Source organism: Polaribacter sp. Hel1_33_96 (assembly GCF_002846595.1).
Lineage (GTDB): Bacteria > Bacteroidota > Bacteroidia > Flavobacteriales > Flavobacteriaceae > Polaribacter.
Window position 1 is genome coordinate 978,094 of the sequence record NZ_PJMV01000001.1, and the last position, 22,439, is coordinate 1,000,532.

The following is a 22,439-nucleotide window of genomic DNA, read 5'->3' on the forward strand; positions in this document are numbered from 1 at the left end:
TTTATGAAAAAGTTAATATTATTAGTGGTCTTATGTTTTTCGAGTGTTTTATTTTCACAAAAGAAAAGCAAAGTTTTATTAACCATAGATGGTGAAAAAATAACAGTTTCAGACTTTAAGAGAGTGTATGAGAAAAACTTAGACGCTATAGATAATGAAGACGCCAAGGATGTAGAGAAAAACTTAGACTTATATATAAATTATAAGTTAAAAGTGAAGGAAGCTTACCACATAAAATTAGATACTTTGCCATCTTATAGAAAAGAGATTGAAACCTATAAAAATCAACTTTCTGCGCCTTATATGCAAGACACTGTATTTATAAATAAGTTAGTAAAAGATGCTTATTTTAGAACAAAAAATGAAGTAAAAGCAAAACATATTTTAATTAAAACTCCAAAATCACTTACTCCAAAATCACTTACTCCAAAAGATACCTTATTGGCATATCAAAAAATTACAGAAATAAGAAATAGAGTTTTAAATGGAGAAGGTTTCGAAATAGTAGCAAGAGAGACTTCAGAAGATCCCTCAGCAAGAGATGACGCCAAATCAGGAAGAAAAGGAAATAACGGTAATTTAGGGTATTTCTCTGCTTTTAGAATGTTGTATTCCTTTGAGACGGCAGCTTACAATACGAAGGTAGGTGAAGTTTCTAAACCTTTTAGAACACGTTATGGATATCATATTTTAAAAGTTGACGCTTTTAGAACTTCGAAAGGAGAAGTTGAAGTAGCACATATTTTGTTAAATGATAAGGGCGCTAAAGGAGAAGAATTAATTAATGATATTTATAAAAAGCTGCAAGCAGATGAGCAATTTAAAGCTTTAGCAAGAAAATATTCTGATGATACTGGTACAAAAACTAAAGGAGGTAAGCTAAGAAAATTTGGCACAGGAGTCATGGTGAAACCTTTTGAAGAAGTTGCCTTTAGTCTACAAAAAGAAGGTGAATACTCGAAACCTTTTAAAACTCGTTTTGGATGGCATATTTTACAATTAACGAAAAAGCATCCTGTATTATCTTTTAAAGAATTGGAAAAAGAATTGAAAAATAAAGTCAGATCTGGCGATAGAGCTCAATTATCCAAAGACGCTGTTATCCATAAATTAAAGAATAAATATTCGATTTCTGAGAATGAAGAAGCTAAGAGAATCTTTGATAGAAAAGATATCAAAACAATGTCTAAAGACTCAATGCAAGCCATAATATTATCAATAAATGATAAGAAAATTACACAAGAAGAATTTTTTGGTTTTTTAAAGAGTAAAAGAAATAAACCTGTTTTTGAAATTTTTAACGAATTTAAAAACAAGGAAATTTTAGCATATTACAAAGAAAACTTAGAAAAAACAGAGCCTGAATTTGCAGAAGTCTTGCAAGAGTATAGAGATGGTTTGTTATTATTTGAGTTAATGCAACAAAAAATTTGGGAGAAATCATCCAAAGATACGTTAGGTTTAAAAAGCTTTTTTGACGCTAATTTAAGCAAGTATCAACCAAAAGAATTAAAAAAAATAAAAGGGGAGGTAATTAATGATTATCAAAATTTTTTAGAAAAAAATTGGATTGCAGATTTAAGAAGAAAAAGCGTCATTCAAGTGGAAAAAAGGCAACTAAAGAAAATAATTAAAGCATATAGTAGCAAATAGATGAAACGTATTTTAAATGCATTTTTAATAATTTATTTATTTAACTCTTGCAATTATTTTATAGTGCAAGAAAAAGAAGATAAATCATCTGAAATAATTGCAATTGTAAATACAGAGAAATTGTTTAAAGAAGATTTAAAAAATGTTATTCCTCAAAATATAAGTAAAGACGATAGTATTGTATTAGTGAAAAGCTTTATCAACGATTGGGCGATAAAACAATTATTGCTGCATAAGGCAGAAAACAATAACTCTCTAGAAGTTATTAATGAAATTAACCATCTTGTAAATGATTACAGAGAAAGTTTGTTCATTAATAATTATAAAGAAATGTTGATAAAACAGCAATTAGATACCGTTATTAGTGATGTGGAAATAGAAGATTTTTACTTAAAAAGTAAAGATAATTTTAGACTAAATGAAGAGTTAGTTAAAATAAAATATCTTCATTTTGACAATAAAGTTGTCAGTAAAAAAGAATTTTTAAAACTCTTTAAATCAGAGGAAATTGAAGACCTAGAAGCATTAGAAAAACAACAATTAAGTTTTAAATATTTTCAGTTTAATGATTCAATTTGGACACAATTAGATAAGGTTTTGTTAAAACTTCCGTTTTCTAAAGAAAATCTGTTAAAAAAAACAAAATTACTTCAAAAACAAGATTCAATAGGTTTATATTTGACCACAATAAAAGACGTATTAGTTAGAAATGATATAGCTCCTTTAAGCTATATAAGACCTACGATAAAACAAATGATTTTGCATAAGCGCAAAATTGAATTAATAAGAGAAATAGAAAAAATAATAGTAAAAGATGCAACAAAAAACAACAATTTTAAAGTATACTAAATTAACTGTATTAACAGTTTTTTTTGGGTTGATGAGTATTTCAACTTTTGCACAAAAAATAAAAATAGATGGTGTTGCAGTGGTCATTGGTAAAAATATTGTTTTAGATTCAGATATTGAGAAATTTAAACAAGAAGTAGATGCTAGATCAGAGGGGAAAATTACAATCTCAGATTGTGAAATGTTAGAAAAATTAATGCAACAAAAATTATTGGCACATCATGCGATTGTTGATAGTGTTACTGTTTCTGAAGCAGAAATTTCTGGCAGGGTAGATCGAAGTGTTGAATATTTTACGCAACAATATGGCAGTTTAGATAAGGTGATTAAAGCCTATGGTTTTAATGATTTAGATGATTTGAAAAAAGAATTATATACGGTTCAAAAAGAGAATGTATTAATAGAAAAAGAACAGCAAAATATCACAGAGAAAATTGATGTAACTCCTGAAGAAGTTCGTTTATATTTTAACGGGTTAAAAAAGAATGAAGAGTTACCAGAGTTTCCAGCAGAAATTGAATTGGCACAAATTGTTTTAAACGCTGCACCTACAAAGGAAGAAAATGATAGAATTGTAACGAAGCTAACGGAGATAAAAAAACAGATTGAAGAAGGCGCAAGTTTTAAAATGAAAGCGATCATTAATTCTGATGATCCGGGTGTTACTCAAAACGGAGGAAGATACGAAGTAACAAAAGATTCACCATTTATAAAAGAATTTAAAGAAATGGCTTTTAGTTTAGATATTGGTCAAGTTTCTAAACCTTTTAAATCAGATTTTGGTTATCACTTAATGCAATTACACGAAGTAAAAGGAAACATGAGAGTTGCATCACACATATTAATGCAACCAGATATCCCAGATACTAGGTTAAAAGATACACAGCAAAGAGCAGAACAAATAGCAAAAGATATTAGAGAAGGAGCTATTACTTTTGCAGATGCTGTGAAAAAATATTCGGAAGATAAAGAAACTAAAAACAATGGAGGCGTTATTGTAAACCCTTATTCAGGAGAAACAAAATTTGATTTAACTAGGATGGATCCTGCTTTATATGCGAGGGTTGCAGAATTAAAAAAAGGAGAGCTTTCTGATGTCTTTTTTGATCAAAATAGGAATGGAGAGAAAATGTTTAAGTTCATTGTTATGAAAGATAGAACAGATACTCATATAGCAGACTTGGTGGAGGATTATGTGAAAGTACAAGATTTAGCTTTAAGAAAGAAGAGGGAAGAAACTATTACTAAATGGGCTAAAGGAAAGATAAAAGATACTTATATTAAAATGTCTGAAGTCCATAGTAAATGTTCTTTTGAAAAAAATTGGAAAAAAGAAATAAGTAAATAATGTCTGATGTGAAAGCTGTAAATGAATTGGTAAGTCAATTCAATTTATTAAAAACAGAGATAGGTAAAGTAATTATTGGTCAAAAAGACGCGGTAGAATTTACGCTTTTATCAATTTTTTGTGGGGGTCATTCACTTTTGATAGGTGTTCCAGGTTTAGCAAAAACTTTATTGGTAAATACTGTTTCTAATGCGTTAGGATTGAATTTTAAGAGAATTCAGTTTACTCCAGATTTAATGCCTTCAGATATTTTAGGTAGCGAGGTTTTAGATCAAAACAGACAGTTTAAATTTATTAAAGGTCCGATTTTCTCAAATATTATTTTGGCCGATGAAATCAACAGAACTCCGCCAAAAACACAGGCAGCTTTATTAGAAGCGATGCAAGAACGTTCGGTAACAGTTTCTGGAAATCATTATAAATTAGAGTTACCGTTTTTTGTTTTGGCAACTCAAAATCCTATTGAGCAAGAAGGAACCTATCCTTTGCCAGAAGCACAATTAGACAGATTTATGTTTTCTATAAATTTAGAATACCCAACATTTGCAGAAGAAGTTGAAGTTGTAAAAAGTACTACGAGTGATATTCAACAAAAAGTAAATGCTATTTTTTCTAGTGATGACATCATCGCTATTCAAAAGCTAATTAGAAAAATACCCGTTACAGATAATGTAATTGAATATGCTGTTACCTTGGTTGGTAAAACAAGGCCAAAGTCTAAGGAAGCAACAGACATGGTGAAAAGCTATTTAGATTGGGGCGCAGGTCCTAGGGCATCTCAGAGCTTAATATTAGGAGCAAAAGCACACGCAGCTGTTCGTGGTAAATATTCACCAGACATAGAAGATGTTCGTGCTGTTGCAATTCCTATATTATCTCATAGAATTGTGAAAAATTACAAAGCTGAAGCAGAAGGAATCTCAATTTCTGATATTATCAACTCTTTACTTTAATTATCTTCTTCAGTAGAATTTTCGAAAAAGCTAAATACATTTCCTCCGTAACGTTTATCATAGGAGTGATTTTTATGTTTTGATAAGTCTGTTTGTTTAGAGTGTTCTATAATCAAAACACCTTCTGGTTTTAAAATATTTTTTGTAAAAACAGTATCAACAATTTCTAAAAATTTTTCAATTTCAAAGTCATACGGTGGGTCGGCAAAAATGATATCAGCCTGCATAGAAGTTTTATCAATAAATTTATAAACATCACTTTTAAAAGTGTTTATCTCTAAATTTAATTCTTTTGCTGTATTAGAAATGTATTTGATACAATTGTAATTGACATCAATTGCGTATATATTTTTAGTGCCTCTAGAGGCAAATTCATAACTAATATTTCCTGTCCCAGAAAACAAATCTATTACAGTAATGCTGTCAAAATAATAGAGGTTGTTAATGATGTTAAATAAGGCTTCTTTAGCCATATCTGTCGTAGGTCGAACAGGCAGGTTCTTAGGAGCTCTGAGACGTCTTCCTTTTAGTTTTCCTGATATAATTCTCATTAGCCTAATAGTATGTAATTAGAGTGATTATCGATTTCTAAATCCTTGAAAATAGAATTTTTACTTTCTAAAAAAAAGATATTTTTAATATAGGTGTATGCTATTGTATATATTGCTGATTCAGCTTTAATTTCTCCCATAAAATAAAGTTCAAACTCTTCTGTATTTAATAGAAGCTGTTCTGCTGTAAATAAAATGTAATAGATAAAATCTTCCTTAGTTGTGTAAGAAAATGAATTTGAAAAAATGAGTTTTTTGTTTTCTAATATCATCAAATCAAAAGAGCTCTTAGATACATTTATGTACATTTTTTTTTGATGAGAGCTCTCTAATTTTAAAAGTTTTTCTACTAAAATAGAACTGTGATGTTGGTATTCAAATTCACCAAAATTTTGAAATAAATAATTATTAATGTTTACATATGGAACATATACATTTTTGGCATCAATAGAATGGATATCATCAAAAGTAATGAAGTCAGTTTTTAAAACCTTAATATTTAAATTAAGATAGGTTGCCAAAGAATTTTCATCAAAATATTTCGATGGTACAAATGTCGATAAATTATTTTGATGTATAACAGTAACTTTAGAGTAGGTGAGTTGTAAGTTGTTATCTTTCTTGAAGATAGCTTCAATTTTTTTCAATAAATCCTCAGGAGAATTTAAGGTTCCTTCAAATTGATATTTTTTAAAATAAAGAGCTTCTTTAGTCTTAGAGTTTATAACACAAAAAGAAAATCCATCCAAACTAAATTGGATGGATAATTCTATATCTTTTGCTTTCTTTAAAGAAATTATTTTATTCTTCTTTTGCACCGTCTCTTTTATCATAAGAAGGAGGCCAGTTTCCACCCGTAGTAACTTCATCTAAAGAACCTACAGAAACATATTCTCCTTTAATTTGATCTGATTCTATAACTTCTAACTCCTGTTTTACCAAAGATTCATTCATGCCTTTTAAAATGTTTTTCTTTGGAGTTCTAGCTCTAAAAGTAGGTACAATTAAGCCTTGTACTTTTTCAACTTCACCAACTTCTAATTCGAATTCAGTATTTTCAACTCCAGGAACTTTAAACATAGTTTTATAGTTTCTATCTTTAAAATACTTTAAAACCGGCTCAAAACCAATAGTATCAGTAACTCTTTTTTCTACATCTATGATAACACCACCACCTTTATTAACTTTTTCTACAATAGTTTTCGTTTCGGTTAATGCAATCGAGTCAGAATCTATAAATTTAATTAAGCTGTCTTTCTGTATGGTATATTTTCCATTAACTTCATAAAAAGTTACTTCGGCATCTCTAATAATTTTTAAGCTTGCTACAACTTCGGCATATTTCACCACTTTTTCTTTATTAAATTGAATAGGCTCCATAATCCCATTATAAATTTTAAAACCTAAAAATATTGCTAAAACTAGCAATAAAATAGATGGAATCCACCTCAGTTTTAAAGGCAAAAATTTAACTATAATATAGGCTACAAGCACAGAAGCTAACACAGCTCCTAAAATCATTAGTAATAAATCCATTTTTGTTATTTTTTTAATAGTATAAAGCAAACTTACAATTTTTTTTTAATGATAAAAATTTTTCTTTATAAAGAAATGTATCTTTGATAATTAAAATTTTGTATGATAAAAATAACTGTGGACTTTTATAAAATACTATTAAAGAAATTTCCTTTTATACCTACCCAAAAACAAAGGGAACTCTTAAATTTACTTAGTATTTTTATCTTTAATGAGGAAAAAGAATCTTTGTTTTTACTAAAAGGATATGCAGGTACAGGTAAAACGACAACAATAAGTACATTTGTAAATACACTTAGTAGTGCTGGAAAAAAAGCAGTTTTATTAGCACCTACAGGAAGAGCTGCTAAAGTAATTGCAGTATATTCAAAGAGACCAGCATTTACAATTCATAAAAAAATATATTTTCCTAAAAAGCAAACCAACGGATCTGTAGATTTTATTTTGCAGCCTAATAAACACAGAAATACAATTTTTATTGTTGATGAGGCTTCTATGATTCCTGATGGTAGACAAAATCAAAAAATGTTTGAATCTAGCTCGTTGTTAGATGATTTAATTTCTTATGTATATTCTGGACATCAATGTAAATTAATTTTTATTGGAGATACAGCGCAACTTCCGCCAGTAAAATTAAATGTTAGTCCAGCTTTAGAGGCAGATATATTAACTTATGATTATGATAAAATTGTTACAGAGATCGAGTTAGATGAAGTGATGCGTCAACATGAGAATTCTGGAATTCTGGCAAATGCAACCCAATTAAGATTGCAATTGCAAAATGAAGGAAATAAATTTCAGTTTGATATTGATTTTCCTGATATTATAAGATTGATAGATGGTTATGACATTGAAGATGCCTTAGTCATGGCATATGATAGAGATGGAGTAGAAGATACTGCATTTATAGTCCGATCCAATAAAAGAGCAAATCAATACAACCAGCAGATACGAATGAAAATCCGTGGACAAGAAAATGAAATCTCTGCAGGTGATTTTGTAATGATTGTAAAAAATAATTATTACTGGCTTAAAGAATCATCTGCAGCAGGTTTTATAGCTAATGGAGATATTTGTGAGGTTTTAAAAATTTTTTCAATTAAAGAATTATATGGCTTTAAATTTGCTGAGGTAGAGCTGCGAATGATTGATTATCCAGATATGCAACCTTTTGAAACTGTTTTGTTATTAGATACCTTAACCAGTGAAAGTCCTTCTTTAACGTATGAAGAATCTAATAAACTGTATCAAACAATAAAAGAAGATTATGCGCATGAAAAATCGAAATTTAAACAATTTTTAGCTATAAAAAACAACAAGTATTTCAATGCTTTGCAAGTTAAATTCTCTTATTCAATGACTTGCCACAAATCTCAAGGAGGGCAATGGAAAACGGTTTTTATAGAGCAACCATATTTGCCAGATGGCGTCTCTAAAGAATATTTTAGGTGGTTATATACAGCCATGACAAGGGCACAAGAGAAACTGTATTTAATTAGTTTTAAAGATGATTTCTTTCTAGATTAATCAAGTAAATAATTAACAGAAATTGTACCGTATTTATTTCCGTTATCTCTTCTTAAATTTTTAGATTTATTGCTATTATAATGAAAAATATATCCAAAATGAAACCTGTTAGCTGTAAATTTTAACCCTACTTCTAAATGAAAAACTAAAGGGACTAGTTCTTTTGTAACTTCACTAGTAGTCTTTAAAAAACTACCTTGTATTGTTGCGTCATAGAGCGCATATCTAACCAAAGGCTTAATGTATAAGAAAGATTCTATTGCTCTCTCAAAATTAGTGTTTTTATCATTTAAGTTTGTTTTAAAAGCAATAGAATTAATTATTTTTGCGAGTGGTTTAAAGCCTAATCTTGCATAAAATCCAGAAGAAATATTTGTGTAAACAGTACCTAGTTTTACAGAATTTATCCATGAAAGATCATAATGGTTAGAAGGGTCTTTAACTAAAAATTGATTGTAATTCGTGTTGAAATTGAATCCAAAAGCATTTTTGATTTGAAACTTCCAACCAATAGCTTCTTTAAAACCATAAATATTATGAATAAAATTTTGTAGTTCTTCGCCAAAGGCATTAGGTCCCACTATGCCAATTTGTAAAGTTGTATTTAAAGTTGTATTCTTTTTATAAATTCTATTGATTCCAAAACTGCCATATAAATAACTTGCAAAAGGTCTATCATGTGCATTAATACTTTTTACAATAGATTTATATGGAGTATACATTTCATGACCAATTAGCCATTCAAAAATCTTTTTTTCTTGGTTTTCTTTTTTTGTTTTAGAGAGATATCTATAACTTAAAAAAAAACCACTTGTATAATATCGATCTTTAGCAGTAGAAACATACAAATCATTATCAGTTATAAAACTAACTTCTCTAGAAAATTTTTCTTGAGAAAAAATAAAAAAAGATAAAAAAAATAAACAGAAAAATATTAGGGATTTCATACGAAACAAATATAGCAGAACTAATTTAAAATGATAAAATTATAATAGATTTTTCAAAAAAAAGCTTATTTTCGATGTAGTAAAAATTATGTATGAATAAAAAGGAAATCCTAACGGCAGAAGATTTAGGAAATTTAGAAAGCAACCAGGATCTTATAAGGCTTTTAAAACAAAAAAACATTTCATATTCGAAGGTAGAAAAGACTCTTTCTTATAATAATGAATTACGTCTATTACAAATAGAATTGGTTAAATTACAGCGCTATATTTCCGCAAATAATAAAAGAGTTGCTATTATTTTTGAAGGAAGAGATGCGGCAGGAAAAGGTGGTAATATTCGTAGATTTATGGAGCACTTAAATCCACAGTCAAGTAGGCTGGTGGCATTAAATAAGCCTACGGATATAGAAAAGGGGCAATGGTATTTTCAAAGATATATTAAAGAATTACCAAATCCTGGTGAAATAGTTTTTTTTGATAGAAGTTGGTACAATAGAGCGGTTGTAGAGCCAGTTATGGGTTTTTGCTCAGATAACCAGTACAAAGAATTTTTAGTTCAAGTACCAGAATTTGAGCACATGATGTATGAAGATGGCGTGGTAATAATAAAGTTTTGGTTATCAATTACTAAAGAGGAACAACAAAAACGTTTTGAAGGCAGAAAAGAAAATCCTTTAAAAAGATGGAAATTTAGTCCTGTTGATAAGCAAGGTCAAATATTGTGGGATAAATACACCCATTATAAATCTGAAATGTTCTCAAAAACACATACCACATATAGTCCTTGGATGATTATTAAAACCAATGATAAAAAAGTAGCAAGATTAGAGGCCATGAGGCATGTTTTATCACAGTTTGATTATGATGGAAAATCAGAAGCTGGCACGGTTGTAAATCCAGACCCAAATGTTGTGATGCGCTATTATCGTTCAAATAATAATGAATTAGATTAAGTTTTTATGAATAAAGAATTATCAGAATCAGAAGTAAGGAGTTTAAATTCTAAAAAAGGACTAATTGCTTTGTTGTCTAAAGAACCTTTAAACATAGAAAGAGCTCTTAGGTATATTGACTATCAGAAAAAACTCGAGAAATTGCAAACCGAATTAATTAGAATGCAAACTTGGGCAATTAATAATGATGAACGTATAATTGTTGTTTTTCAAGGCAGGGATGCAGCAGGAAAAGGTGGCGCCATAAGAAGGGTTACGGAACGTATTAATCCTAGGCATATGCGTATTGTTGCATTACCAAAACCATCTAAAGACGAGCAATCTCAATGGTATTTTCAACGCTATGTTGAGCAATTTCCAAAAGCAGGAGAAATGGTGTTTTTTGATAGAAGTTGGTATAATAGAGCAGTTGTAGAGCCTGTTAACGGGTTTTGCACACCAAAAGAATATGAAATTTTCATGAATCAGGTAAATGATTTTGAAAGAATGATTTTAGAATCTGGAATTCATTTGGTTAAAATTTACATGTCTATTTCTAAAAAAGAACAAGCAAAACGTTTTGCAGATATAAAAAGTGATCCTCTAAAACAATGGAAAATGACCAAGTTAGATGAGAAAGCGCAAGCTTTATGGGATCAATACACAGATTATAAAAAAGCAATGTTTGAAAAAACTCATACTAAAATTTCTCCTTGGAAAATTATACGTGCAAACAGAAAAACGGAAGCACGGGTGAATGTAATAAATCACATTTTAAAAAGTATTCCTTATGATAAGAATTTAGAAATTTAAGTATACCCAATCTCCCCCCCCCATTTATGAAACTATTTTTTTTGAGAATTACATATTTTTCGTCTTTGATAAAAAATATGCCTTTAAGCTTCTTATATTTATTATTTGCCACAAATCTTATTGTTGGGCAGGTGCCACCAATTGCAAATGATGACATAGCTACAACAATACAAAACACTCCTTTAAATTCTTCAGCTCCTGGGCTCTTAGAAAATGATACTCACGAAGCTGGAGATGTAATTATAATTGCAGAATTTTTAATAAATGGAACAACTTATGTTGCTGGACAAACTGCTAATTTTGCTGAAGGAGATATTACAATTTTTGAAGATGGTAGCTATACTTTTACCCCCGCTGGAAATTATATTGGGGAAGTTTCTATAATTAACTATACAATAACAGATGGATCTTTGATAAGTTCTGCAAATTTAATAATTTCTATTTTATCAATTCCGGTGCCTCCAAATGCAAATGATTTTTATGATACTGTAGATGTAAATACTACATTAAATGTCTCATCACCAGGGGTATTTGTAAATGATACGGATGAAAATGGAGACGAACTATTTGTTACAGAATTTGTAATAAATGGGGTAACTTATGCACCTGGTCAAACTGCTGTTTTATCTGAAGGGAGTATAACAATTGCCTCAGACGGTAGTTATATATTTATTCCAACTCCAAATTATATAGGTACTGTTCCTAATATTTTATATACTATAACGGACGGTGTTTTTACAAGTTCTGCGTGGTTATTTTTAACCGTTGAGCCTACAGAAGATTTATTAGAAATTATCAGTTTTAGCAGTTGTAATCAGGGTTATACTGCAAATGGTGAGTACAAAGTCAGATATTCAGCTGTTTTTCGTAATAGAAGCAAAGCGAAAGATTTTCATGACCCAAGTTTCATACGTAATATAGATATAAGGAATAATTTACAGACAACTTTTGGAAATGATTGTGTAACTCTTGTAGATGGAATTAATGTTTATAATGGTCCTGATAGAATAGATTTTAATACTGAAATCAGTTATCCAGTAGAATTTGATGGAGATGCAATAAATCCTAATTTTGCTACTGTAACATCAACCTTAGTTTTTAATGATAGTGCAATAAATAATTTAATATTATATCCAAGGCAAGACTTTACTGTAATTTTCTGTGTTACGGTAGACCCATTTTGCAATGGCAGACCTAATCCAACGCCATCAGGTTCTGGCATTGATTTTAACAACATAATAAATGTTACCTCAAATAAAGGAAATGCATCAAAAGAACTCTTACTTACAGATTTTCATACAACAGAAGCAGTTGTAACGGCAGGTTTATATGTGCCAGAATTTAATGATTCATTAGATCCTCCAGGAGTAATAAATCCAGATGGAACTTTTGATTATACAAATACTGTAATCATTACAAATGAAGGCACTGCTGCTGCTAATAATGTTAATTTTAATATGGGTTTAGGTAATTTTATAGACCAAGGAGTTGTCTTTGATCAATTAAATATTGTAAAGGTTTCAGGCCCTGATGTAGCTATTAATCAAGCTTATAATGGAAATACAGAAACTAGTTTACTTTCTCCAAACAATTCACTTCAATCAGGTGAAAAACTAGTTTTAGAAATATTTTACTTAACACAACCCATTAGATCAAGTCTGTCTAGTGTTTTCAATCAGAATCCCTTTTCTCAAACGCAAGGAGTTCTTGATGGATTTGATGAATCTTTAGATGCTATAAAAAGAAGACACTCTTTTGTTACCTGGTCAGATAATTTAGGAGATCATTTAGATAGGTATTATAAAACAACAAATCCAACAAATAGTGTGTCTTCTAGCTTGCAGTGTGTTTGTAGCACAGCGTCTATGTCATTTTTTTACGAATCTTCATCTAATATGAATAAAGTAATCTCTAATGTTAATAAAGTTCCAAATGGTATTTTAGAGCATGAAGAAATTACTTTCCAAATTACGATTGAAAATACAAGTGAATCGGTAGAATTAAAAAATTTACAAATACAGGATAATTTAAATAATATCTGTCCCGGAGAAATTGTTTCTGTAACAACGCCTATTATTCAAAATTCTACAGCAAATACAAACCCTCTATTAAATGCAGATTATGATGGAATTTCAGAAATAAATTTATTTGATGGCTCATCAGGAATTTTAGGAGCTAATGAAACAATTACTGTGCAATTTTCGGTTGTATTTAATGAAACATGTATTCGTAATAATGTTGCTGTTTTTACTTCAAATGATCCTTTTAATGTTTTGCTTTCTTCTTCGTCTTTTGTAGAGGTAAATGCGTTTTCGGATACAGATAATGATGGTATTTTTAATGATAAAGATTTAGATGATGATAACGATACAATTTTAGATGTATTAGAATATAACGGTTTAAATCCGTTAGATGACCATGATGCAGACCTTATACCAAATTATAGAGATTTAAATTTTGGACCAGATGCGAATGGAGATGGCATTGTAGATCTTTTTGATTTTGATAGTGATGGTGTTCCTAATCATTTTGATTTAGATAGTGATAATGATGGAATTCTAGATATTGTTGAAGCAGGAAACGCTGCATTAGATGCCAATAATAACGGAAGAACTAATAATGCTGTTGGGTTAAACGGACTTGATGATACTATAGAAACTAATGATACTAACAATGCACTTCTTACATATACCGTTCCAAATACAGATTCCAATGGGAATGCAAATTATTTAGATATTGATGCCGATGGAGATGGTATTGTAGATAATATTGAAGGACAATCAACAGATAGTTATATTACAATTAGTAATATTTTTTCTGAGGCAGGAATTGATACCGCATATCCTAATGGAATTTCGCCTATTGATTCAGAAAATGATGGTATTTTTGACTATATCGACACGAATTCAGATAATGATATTCGAGATGATATCATTGAGGGATGGGATATAGATAGTGATGGTACTGCAGAAATACTTCCGTCAAATATAGACCAAGATAATGATGGACTTGATGATGCTTTTGATACTAATGACAATTTAGTAAATCCCACAAATGGACAGGTTCCAACAAGTTTTCCAAATGCTGATAATATAGATAATCCAGAGAGAGATTGGCGAGAAATAATAGCAATAGAGGTTATTATCACTAATGTCTCTGAAATAGAAGGAAGAGATTTTATATTTAAATTAACTTTCGTTACAAAAAATGATAATTCCATTTTAATTGAAAGTGCTTCTGATATTGATATTAATTTTTCTACATCAAACGGAACAGATGCCACGGATATTTATGATGTAGCCACTTCACCATATGATTATAATAGTATTACAAATACAATTCTCACAATTCCTGCTTTCAACAATACATCAACTTTTACAGTGACTTCTTTGGATGATGCTATTTTTGAATTAGACGAATTTTTTACATTAACGGGCGTTATTATATCAAACAATACTTTAAATACTGAAGTAAAAGGAGTAGGAACTATTTTGGATGATGATTTAGCTCCTGCCATAACTATGAATAACTCTAGAGAGAATGAAGGTGTAGATTTAGTGCATACAATAACGATATCTCATCCTTGCTCAACACCTATATTAATAGATATAAAAACAGAAGACAATCTTGCGGTAAGTCCAGATGACTATATAGCAATTTTAGAAAATTTAACGATAGAAGGCACCGTAGACCAAAATAATGCAAATATGGAAGTCTCGTTTAACATTGTTACAATAATGGATAATTTAAATGAGTTAGATGAAGAAACTTTAAATGTAACAGGTGCCGTGTCAACAAATAATGTGGGGTTTCAAGATTTAATGAAAACAGGCACAATTATAGACATTGACCCATATCCTTTAGTGCATATAGATGATGTAAAAGCTGAAGAAGGTAATTCTTTAGAGTTTACAATTAGTCTCTTAAATGCAAATTTTGAGCTTATGCAGAATTATTTACCAATAAAATTTAGTTTAGAGACCTTCGGCAATACGGCCATTGCCGACGAAGATTATGAATCGATCATTAATTTTACAAATATTCCTGCCTACACATCTTCTATAAATCAATCTATCCAAACGATAGATGATCGCTTAAATGAAGATACGGAAGCCTTTTTTTTGGAAGTCAATATAACTACTAATAATACTTCAAATACTTTTTCACCAAGAGGAGAAGGATTAATAACAGACAATGATTATCCAAATTTGTTTTCTCCAAATTTTGATGGTAAAAGTGATTTGTTTAAAATATCTGGAATTGAAGATTATCCGAATTTTAAATTGACGATATTTAATCGTTTAGGAAATGAAGTGTTTAATTATAGCAATAATGCGAGAGTAAATCCTTTGTGGTGGAATGGTAATCATAAAGGAAAACCCGTTCCTGTTGGGGTTTATTTTTACACTTTAGATTTTAATGATGGGGTTACTAAACCGAGAACAAGTTTTATACAATTAATAAGATGATGATAAACAAACTGATAATCGTCTTTAAGATTAGAAAGAACATGTGGTTTTGGATGTTAATAATGACCACTCTTTTGACTAGTTTAAAAGCGTATTCCCAGCAATTACCAAACTACACCCAATATTTATATAATATGCAGATAATAAATCCCGCATATGTAGGTGTTAAGTCAGATTTAAGCATTTCTTTATTATCTAGACAACAATGGGTAGGTTTAGAGGGAGCGCCGAGTACTAGCACATTTTCTATAAATGGAAGAACAAGCAGGGGGTTAGGCATCGGCACAACAATTGTGCATGATAGAATTGGCTTATCAGAAACCACTAATTTAAATTTAGATGGATCATATACAATTATCACCTCTCGATATAGTAGGCTGTCTTTTGGGCTAAAAGCAGGGGTAACGTTTTTTAACAATAATTTATTCAATGGAATTACCCCCGATAATGATATATATAATTCTATTTCGGGTAGATTTCCAAATGTTGGTTTTGGTACTTTCTTTTACAATAGAAAATTTTTTGTAGGTTTCTCAATACCATATTTATTAGAAACCCCACAATTTTATATTGAAGAAAATTATAGAAAAGGTGCTCTTGCTACGAATCTAAACTATTTTTTCTCTGCTGGGGTTTTATTTAAACTTTCAGATAATTTGATGTTTAAACCATCAACAATGGTCAGATATACGGCTAATCTGCCAATTTCAATAGATATTAATTCAAATTTGTTATATAAAGAATTTATTGAAGCTGGTTTGTCTTATCGTTACCAAAATTCAGTAAGTGCTTTATTTTCAGTAATTCTAAATAAAAAATTTAGAGTGGGATATGCATATGATTACAAAACAATGAATTTGGGCAGTAATTTAAGCTCTCACGAAATAATATTACATTTAAATTTAGATTTTAAAAGAAATACTAGATGGTTGCGCCATAATAAATGTTATTTCTAATTTTTTAGGGATCAAGCAAAATTCTAAATTGAGTGAAATCCTTTCTTTTATTTACACTCCTATTGAATTACTTAAAATAGAGGTTAATGTAATTTTATGTAAAGGTATTTCTAACAAAAAAACATTTTTATGAGCAAATTTAAGAAAGAAGTTTTTTTACAGTAGCAAAAATAAAGTAAACTTCTCCGGCAATTTGTTCGCTGGTTTCCAAATATGTTTCTTCTTGTTTTTTAGTTCCATCAGAATGTTTTGGATCTACAAAAGGTAAATGAAACCTGTGACTTGCAGTGGGTATAAATGGACAGTTTTTATCAGCGTTATTGCAGGTTGTAATTGCCATAAAGGGTTCTATATTTATGGGGTTGCTATACAATTTAGAAAAACCTAAAATAGATTTTTTTCTTTTATGAAAAGAAATTTCATAGGTAGGGTTTTGATGAGAGAAGTCTGTTAAATTAAATTCGAAACCAACTTTTTGGAGCGTTTTTACCGTGTTTCTGTAAAATGCAGTTACTTCTGTTCCGCCTGAAAAAGCATTTATGTTGAGGTTAAAATAATTTGCAGCAAAGTAACTCCAAACTTGTCCTAATTGACTTCTTCTAGAATTGTGAGTACAAATAAAATTGAGGTTAACAACTTCATTCACAGAATATTCTTTTGCAATTGCTTCAGCAATTTTTGATAAAAGTATTTGTCTATCTTTGGTCAGTTTAGTTTTTTTGAAAGCATTTTCAAAGAAATTTTCTAAAGAAATGGTTGAAGTTTTAAGCATCTTGTTATTTTTAGCGCAAAGTTAGGTAAATAAAGTATTTTTGTAAATTAAAATAAGGTTAAGAATGGGTTTAGAAATTGGAAATAAAGTGGCCATTTTAGATGATGTTTTAAAAGGAAAAATTATCAATATTATTGGTAATTCAATTTCTGTTGAAACATCTGATGGAATGATTTTTAATTTCTCAGAAGCTGAGTTGGTTAGAATTGATACAGAACAGTATGAATTGTCTAAATTTTCAGATATAAATAATGAACTTTTAAAGGAAAAAATTGATTCAAACACACCTAAAAAAAGTTTGTTTAAAAAAGAAAAAAGTGAAGTTGTTTTTGAGGTTGATTTGCATATTAATCAATTAATAAAGTCGAAAAAAGGTTTGGATAATTATGATATGTTAAACCTACAATTAGATACTGCTAAAAGAAAAATTGAATTTGCATTAAATAAAAGAATTTCTAAAATTGTATTTATTCATGGAGTAGGAGAAGGGGTTTTAAAATCTGAACTTCAAAGATTACTGAATAAATATCCTGTAAAACATTATGATGCCTCCTTTAAAAAATATGGATTAGGAGCTACTGAAGTATATGTTTTTCAGAACCCTAATTAATTATATTTTTAACTTATGAAAGCTATTTATTTAGACAATGCTGCAACAACAAAAATTGATTCTGATGTTCTAGAATTGATGCATATTTCGATGCAAGAAAATTTCGGAAATCCATCATCTACTCATCAGTTTGGAAGGAAAGCAAAGTCTGCTCTTGAAACTGCTAGAAAAAATATTGCTCAACATTTTAATGTTTCTGCAAGTGAAATTATTTTTACTTCTGGTGGAACAGAAGCAGATAATTTAATCTTGCATAATGCAGTTTTAAATTTAGGCGTTCAGAGAATCATTACATCAAGAATAGAACATCATGCTGTTCTGCATACGTGTGAGTTTCTTGAAAGGATTCATAATATAAAATTAGATTTTGTTAATGTTGATAAATTTGGAAATATAGATTTATGCCATTTGAAAGATTTATTGTCAAATTCAAATGACAAAACCTTGGTTAGTTTAATGTACATCAATAACGAAATAGGTAACATATTGCCTGCTGATGAGGTTTCGGCTTTGTGTAAAAACTATAATGCTCTTTTTCATTCTGACACTGTCCAAGCAATTGGCCATTATAATTTAGATTTACAGAATACACCTATTGACTTTATTGCCGCAAGTGCGCATAAATTTCATGGACCAAAAGGAGTGGGCTTTGCTTATTTTAAAAAAGGTTTTGGAGTGCTACCAATGTTTTATGGAGGAGATCAAGAAAAAGGCGCAAGGTCTAGTACAGAAAATGTTCATGCTATTCTAGGAATGGAAAAGGCTTTAGAGATTGCAGTTGCAAATTTAGATAGTGATAAAGAGCATATAGAAAAAATTAAGCAATACTTTATTTCTGAGTTTCAAACCCTGTCAAAGCACATAAGTTTTAATGGCCTTTCCTCCAATTTAAATACTAGTAGCTATACTATTTTAAGTGTATGTTTCCCTTTGAGTAATGATATGTTTTTATTTAGCTTAGATATGGCAGGTATTGCAGTTTCTGGCGGTTCTGCTTGCCAAAGTGGGAGTCTTAAAGGTTCTCATGTGTTATCAGAAATATTAAAAGCCGATGAATTGAGCAAAACTTCTGTTCGTTTTTCTTTTTCTAAGTTTACAACTAAAGAAGAGATAGATATAACGCTTGCGCAAATTAAAGAGCTGCTTTCAAAGTAGTTTAATTATTTAATTTTTACTTACTTTATTAAATTCATTAATCATAATTAAGGCCCAAATAACTACACATACTGAAACAAAAATTGAAAAGTAGAAAATAATGTTATCTGTGCTCATTGCTTATTAGTTTTAAGTAAATCATCACTCCTAATAACGTAGGAGCCCAAAGGCCAATAAAAATTCCATGTAACTTATCGCCAGATAAAAAAAGATATTCTGCCACAAGGATAATAAGAACACACAAGGCTAGCATTAAAAAGTTAGCAATTCCCATTTTTTTTAAAAAATTCATAAATCAATTTAAATTTCAATAAAGTTACTAAATTTAAGAGTTTTAAAACTATATTTTTTTAAATTATTAATGTTGTGATGTTTTGTTCTTTATTTTTTGCCTATACAAAAGTGCTTTAATTAGTCTTCTTTAAGTCTGTTTTATTATATTTAGCGTAAATTAGTAACCAAACATTACTTTCTTAAAGATGCATAAATTTATTTTCACCTTACTCTTTCTTTTAATTTCTTTTACAATTACAGCACAAGAGTTACCACCAATTAGCACCTATACGGCTAAAGATTATAAAGCCGAAAATCAAAATTGGGCAATTTCTCAATCTGAGAATAAATTTATTTATGTAGCGAATAATAAAGGTTTATTGGAGTTTAATGGAGCAATTTGGCGATTATTTCCTACACCTAACGAAACCATCATGCGGTCAGTTAAATGCTTTGAAGATAGAGTTTATACGGGCTTTTACATGGATTTTGGTTATTGGAAAAAAAATGAATTTGGTTCTTTAAAATATACTTCTATCGCACGCGAGGGAAATGTTCAAATGATAGAAGATGAACAAATTTGGGAAATCTTTGAGCTTGATGGCTGGATGATTTTTAAGTCCTTAGAGAGAATTTATTTATACAATGTAGTCACAAAAAAAATAAAAATTATAAATTCTGACTTTCGGATTCATAAATTATCGAAAGTAGATAATGTTATCTATTTTCAAGAAAATAATAAGGGTATTTATAGGATAGAAAATGGTGTTCCGAAGTTAATTTCAAATCACAAAATTTTAAAAGAGAATATTGTCGTAGAATTTTTTAAAAAAAACGGCAAATTATTGATTTTAACTCAGAAGCTAGGATTTTTCTTTTTAGAAGGAGATTCACTTGTAAGTTGGAAAGCTCCTACAGATAATGTTCTTAAAAATGTAACTGTTTATAATGCTAAGCTGTTAAAAAATAATGATTTCGCTTTAGGTACAATTTCAGATGGTTATATCTATTTGTATAGTAATGGTGAAGTTAATTATCAAATAACTCAAAGTCTTGGATTAAGTAATAATACAATACTTTCGGTTTTTGAAGATGTTGAAAATAACATCTGGTTAGGGCTTGATAATGGAATTAACTGCATAAATAATGATTCACCTTTTAAATTTTACACTAATAAGAATGATTTTATTGGCTCTGTTTATGCATCTATCGTTCACAAGGATTATTTATATTTAGGAACGAATCAAGGATTGTTTTACCGAAAGATTAATTCAGATGAAGGTTTTAAGTTGGTAGATAACACGCAAGGACAGACCTGGAGTTTAACAATTATTGATGATACATTATTTTGTGGTCATACTTCTGGTACTTTTTTAGTAAATAAAAATAAGTCTAAGTTAATTTTTAATAAGCAAGGTACTTGGATTATCAAAAAAGTAAAGGATAATATCTTAATACAAGGCTGCTATGATGGATTATATGTTTTAGAAAAGAAGAATGATATTTGGGTAGAAAGAAATAAAATTGAAGGCTTTAGTAATTCTAGTAAATATTTTGCGAGATATGATACTTACAAATTTTTAGTAAATCATGAATATAAAGGCGTTTTTAAGTTAACATTGGATAAAGAATTTACTAAGGTAATTCATGTTAAAAAAGACAACTCCGTTTCAAAAGGATTACATTCATCCTTAATTGAATATCAGGATGAAATATTGTATTCAAGCAAAACAGGGGTTTACTTATATGATAAAAAATCAGAGCTTTTTAAAAGAGATAGTATTTATAGTCAGTTAATTTCGGAAGATAATTTTGTTTCTGGAGAATTGGCATATGATAAATCAAGTAATAAACTATGGTCTTTTTCTGAAGAAAATATTAGTTATTTAGCACCTGGAAAACTAAGTGATAAGCCAATAATTAAGAGCATACCAATTTCTGCATCAATGCCAAAAGCAATGTATGGTTATGAGAACATTATTCATTTAAAAAACGAAAAACATTTAGTAGGTACTTATAGTGGGTATGTTGCAGTAAACTTAGATAAATTAAAAACACCCAAAGACTTTAATATATTCCTTAATAAAGTTAATAATTTTATTTTAGATCAGCCTAAAGTCAGTAAAAAATTAGCTGTAAGTAAAACCTTTTCACCGGAAGAAAATAATTTTGAATTTTTTTATAGTGTACCTGATTATAATAAAATTACAAGTACAAAATATCAATATCAATTACTAGGGCAAAGCGCGCATTGGAGTGTTCCTTCTAGTTCTAAATCAGTTTTGTATGAGAATATACCTTATGGTAGTTATACCTTTAAAGTAAGAGCTATTATAGGAGATAAATTAAGCAGTAATGTAGCAGTTTATCAATTTAAAATAAACAGACCTTGGTATATATCAAACACATTAATAGCATTTTACATATTGTTGTTTTTACTAGTATTCTATTTGTTGCACATAACGTCTAAGAGATATTATAGAAAACAAAGAGAAGATTTATTAGAGAAAGCGAGAAAGGATTCTGAATTAAAAGAATTAGAAAGCTCTCAAGAAATTATTAAGTTGAATAATGAAAAGTTAAGAAGTGATATAGCTAGTAAAAATAGAGAGTTGGCAACATCTACAATGAGTATTATTAAGAAGAATGAGTTCTTGAGTTCGATAAAAACTGAATTAATTGACGGAGGAGTCAAAAGTTTAACAAAGGTGGTCAAGATTATTGATAAAAACTTAAATAATACAGATGATTGGAAAATGTTTCAAGAAGCTTTTAATAATGCAGACGAAAAATTCTTAAAGAAAATAAAAACGAAACATCCTGAGTTAACTCCAAATGATTTAAGATTGTGTGCTTACCTAAGATTAAATTTAACTTCAAAAGAAATAGCACCATTGTTAAATATCTCTCCGAGGAGTGTAGAAGTAAAACGTTACAGGCTTCGTAAAAAAATGAGTTTACCGCATGATGCAAATTTAACGAATTATATTTTAGAAGTTTAAAAAGACACAACAAAGGTTAAAGTCACCTATACAATAACACAACATTTACTTGTTTTTTTTAATTTGACTGTAATTTAACGTTTCTATAACATT

Annotated in this window: 18 protein-coding genes; 12 read left to right on the plus strand and 6 right to left on the minus strand. The window is 29.3% G+C overall.

Annotation, left to right across the window (positions count from 1 at the left end; all coding sequences use genetic code 11):
• Positions 1–3: 3 nt before the first annotated feature.
• The 4 genes from ATE90_RS04360 to ATE90_RS04375 are packed head-to-tail and all read left to right on the plus strand — an operon-like array spanning position 4 to position 4,803.
• On the plus strand, positions 4–1,653 hold the full coding sequence (locus tag ATE90_RS04360) for a peptidylprolyl isomerase (RefSeq protein WP_101450915.1): 1,650 nt from the start codon (positions 4–6) through the stop codon (positions 1,651–1,653).
• Positions 1,654–2,502 carry a hypothetical protein gene (locus ATE90_RS04365; protein ID WP_036786837.1) on the plus strand — a complete coding sequence of 283 codons (849 nt, stop codon included), beginning with the start codon at positions 1,654–1,656 and terminating at the stop codon, positions 2,500–2,502.
• A complete protein-coding gene (locus ATE90_RS04370; protein WP_036786835.1) occupies positions 2,468–3,850 on the plus strand; it encodes a peptidylprolyl isomerase in 1,383 nt (460 codons plus the stop codon). The genes ATE90_RS04365 and ATE90_RS04370 overlap by 35 nt, the downstream gene beginning before the upstream one ends.
• Positions 3,850–4,803, plus strand: coding sequence for an AAA family ATPase (locus tag ATE90_RS04375; RefSeq protein WP_036786833.1), 954 nt, complete (start codon positions 3,850–3,852; stop codon positions 4,801–4,803). Before ATE90_RS04370 ends, ATE90_RS04375 begins: the two co-directional genes overlap by 1 nt.
• On the opposite strand, the gene ATE90_RS04380 is transcribed toward ATE90_RS04375, so the two are convergent.
• The 3 genes from ATE90_RS04380 to ATE90_RS04390 are packed head-to-tail and all read right to left on the minus strand — an operon-like array spanning position 4,800 to position 6,890.
• A complete protein-coding gene (locus tag ATE90_RS04380; protein WP_036786831.1) occupies positions 4,800–5,354 on the minus strand; it encodes an RsmD family RNA methyltransferase in 555 nt (184 codons plus the stop codon). The genes ATE90_RS04375 and ATE90_RS04380 overlap by 4 nt on opposite strands.
• Positions 5,354–6,187: a DUF3822 family protein gene (locus ATE90_RS04385; RefSeq protein WP_101450917.1), complete on the minus strand. Its 834-nt coding sequence runs from the start codon at positions 6,185–6,187 to the stop codon at positions 5,354–5,356. Before ATE90_RS04385 ends, ATE90_RS04380 begins: the two co-directional genes overlap by 1 nt.
• The gene (locus tag ATE90_RS04390; protein WP_036786829.1) at positions 6,156–6,890 is read right to left on the minus strand and encodes a hypothetical protein; all 735 of its coding nucleotides are present in this window, start codon (positions 6,888–6,890) and stop codon (positions 6,156–6,158) included. Before ATE90_RS04390 ends, ATE90_RS04385 begins: the two co-directional genes overlap by 32 nt.
• A 102-nt stretch (positions 6,891–6,992) precedes the next feature.
• On the opposite strand from ATE90_RS04390, the gene ATE90_RS04395 reads away from it, so the two are divergent.
• Entirely contained in the window at positions 6,993–8,417 is a 1,425-nt protein-coding gene (locus ATE90_RS04395) for an ATP-dependent DNA helicase (RefSeq protein ID WP_036786827.1), read from the plus strand.
• Here ATE90_RS04395 and ATE90_RS04400 read toward each other — a convergent pair.
• Complete coding sequence (locus ATE90_RS04400; protein WP_036786825.1) at positions 8,414–9,364, minus strand: lipid A deacylase LpxR family protein; 951 nt, start codon at positions 9,362–9,364, stop codon at positions 8,414–8,416. The genes ATE90_RS04395 and ATE90_RS04400 overlap by 4 nt on opposite strands.
• A 92-nt stretch (positions 9,365–9,456) precedes the next feature.
• On the opposite strand from ATE90_RS04400, the gene ppk2 (ATE90_RS04405) reads away from it, so the two are divergent.
• From ppk2 (ATE90_RS04405) to ATE90_RS04420, 4 genes are all read left to right on the plus strand, one after another.
• The gene (ppk2, locus tag ATE90_RS04405) at positions 9,457–10,317 is read left to right on the plus strand and encodes a polyphosphate kinase 2 (RefSeq protein WP_101450919.1); all 861 of its coding nucleotides are present in this window, start codon (positions 9,457–9,459) and stop codon (positions 10,315–10,317) included.
• 6 nt (positions 10,318–10,323) lie between these two features.
• Positions 10,324–11,109 carry a polyphosphate kinase 2 gene (ppk2, locus tag ATE90_RS04410; protein ID WP_036786820.1) on the plus strand — a complete coding sequence of 262 codons (786 nt, stop codon included), beginning with the start codon at positions 10,324–10,326 and terminating at the stop codon, positions 11,107–11,109.
• A gap of 77 nt (positions 11,110–11,186) precedes the next feature.
• Positions 11,187–15,578 (plus strand): gliding motility-associated C-terminal domain-containing protein, encoded by a 4,392-nt coding sequence (locus ATE90_RS04415; protein WP_180335170.1) that lies wholly within the window; start codon positions 11,187–11,189, stop codon positions 15,576–15,578.
• A complete protein-coding gene (locus ATE90_RS04420; protein WP_235317745.1) occupies positions 15,575–16,534 on the plus strand; it encodes a PorP/SprF family type IX secretion system membrane protein in 960 nt (319 codons plus the stop codon). Before ATE90_RS04415 ends, ATE90_RS04420 begins: the two co-directional genes overlap by 4 nt.
• A 139-nt stretch (positions 16,535–16,673) precedes the next feature.
• Here ATE90_RS04420 and ATE90_RS04425 read toward each other — a convergent pair whose 3' ends face one another.
• Positions 16,674–17,306: a hypothetical protein gene (locus ATE90_RS04425; RefSeq protein WP_091954320.1), complete on the minus strand. Its 633-nt coding sequence runs from the start codon at positions 17,304–17,306 to the stop codon at positions 16,674–16,676.
• Between the two features lie 64 nt (positions 17,307–17,370).
• Between ATE90_RS04425 and ATE90_RS04430 the strand changes: the two genes are divergently transcribed.
• Positions 17,371–17,916 (plus strand): Smr/MutS family protein, encoded by a 546-nt coding sequence (locus ATE90_RS04430; RefSeq protein ID WP_036786811.1) that lies wholly within the window; start codon positions 17,371–17,373, stop codon positions 17,914–17,916.
• A gap of 15 nt (positions 17,917–17,931) precedes the next feature.
• Positions 17,932–19,071, plus strand: a complete 1,140-nt coding sequence (locus tag ATE90_RS04435) for a cysteine desulfurase family protein (RefSeq protein ID WP_036786809.1) — start codon at positions 17,932–17,934, stop codon at positions 19,069–19,071.
• 103 nt (positions 19,072–19,174) lie between these two features.
• On the opposite strand, the gene ATE90_RS04440 is transcribed toward ATE90_RS04435, so the two are convergent.
• Positions 19,175–19,345, minus strand: a complete 171-nt coding sequence (locus ATE90_RS04440; protein ID WP_231959965.1) for a hypothetical protein — start codon at positions 19,343–19,345, stop codon at positions 19,175–19,177.
• Between the two features lie 205 nt (positions 19,346–19,550).
• Here ATE90_RS04440 and ATE90_RS04445 point away from each other — a divergent pair, with 205 nt between their 5' ends.
• Complete coding sequence (locus tag ATE90_RS04445) at positions 19,551–22,346, plus strand: triple tyrosine motif-containing protein (RefSeq protein ID WP_101450925.1); 2,796 nt, start codon at positions 19,551–19,553, stop codon at positions 22,344–22,346.
• Positions 22,347–22,439: the final 93 nt, after the last annotated feature.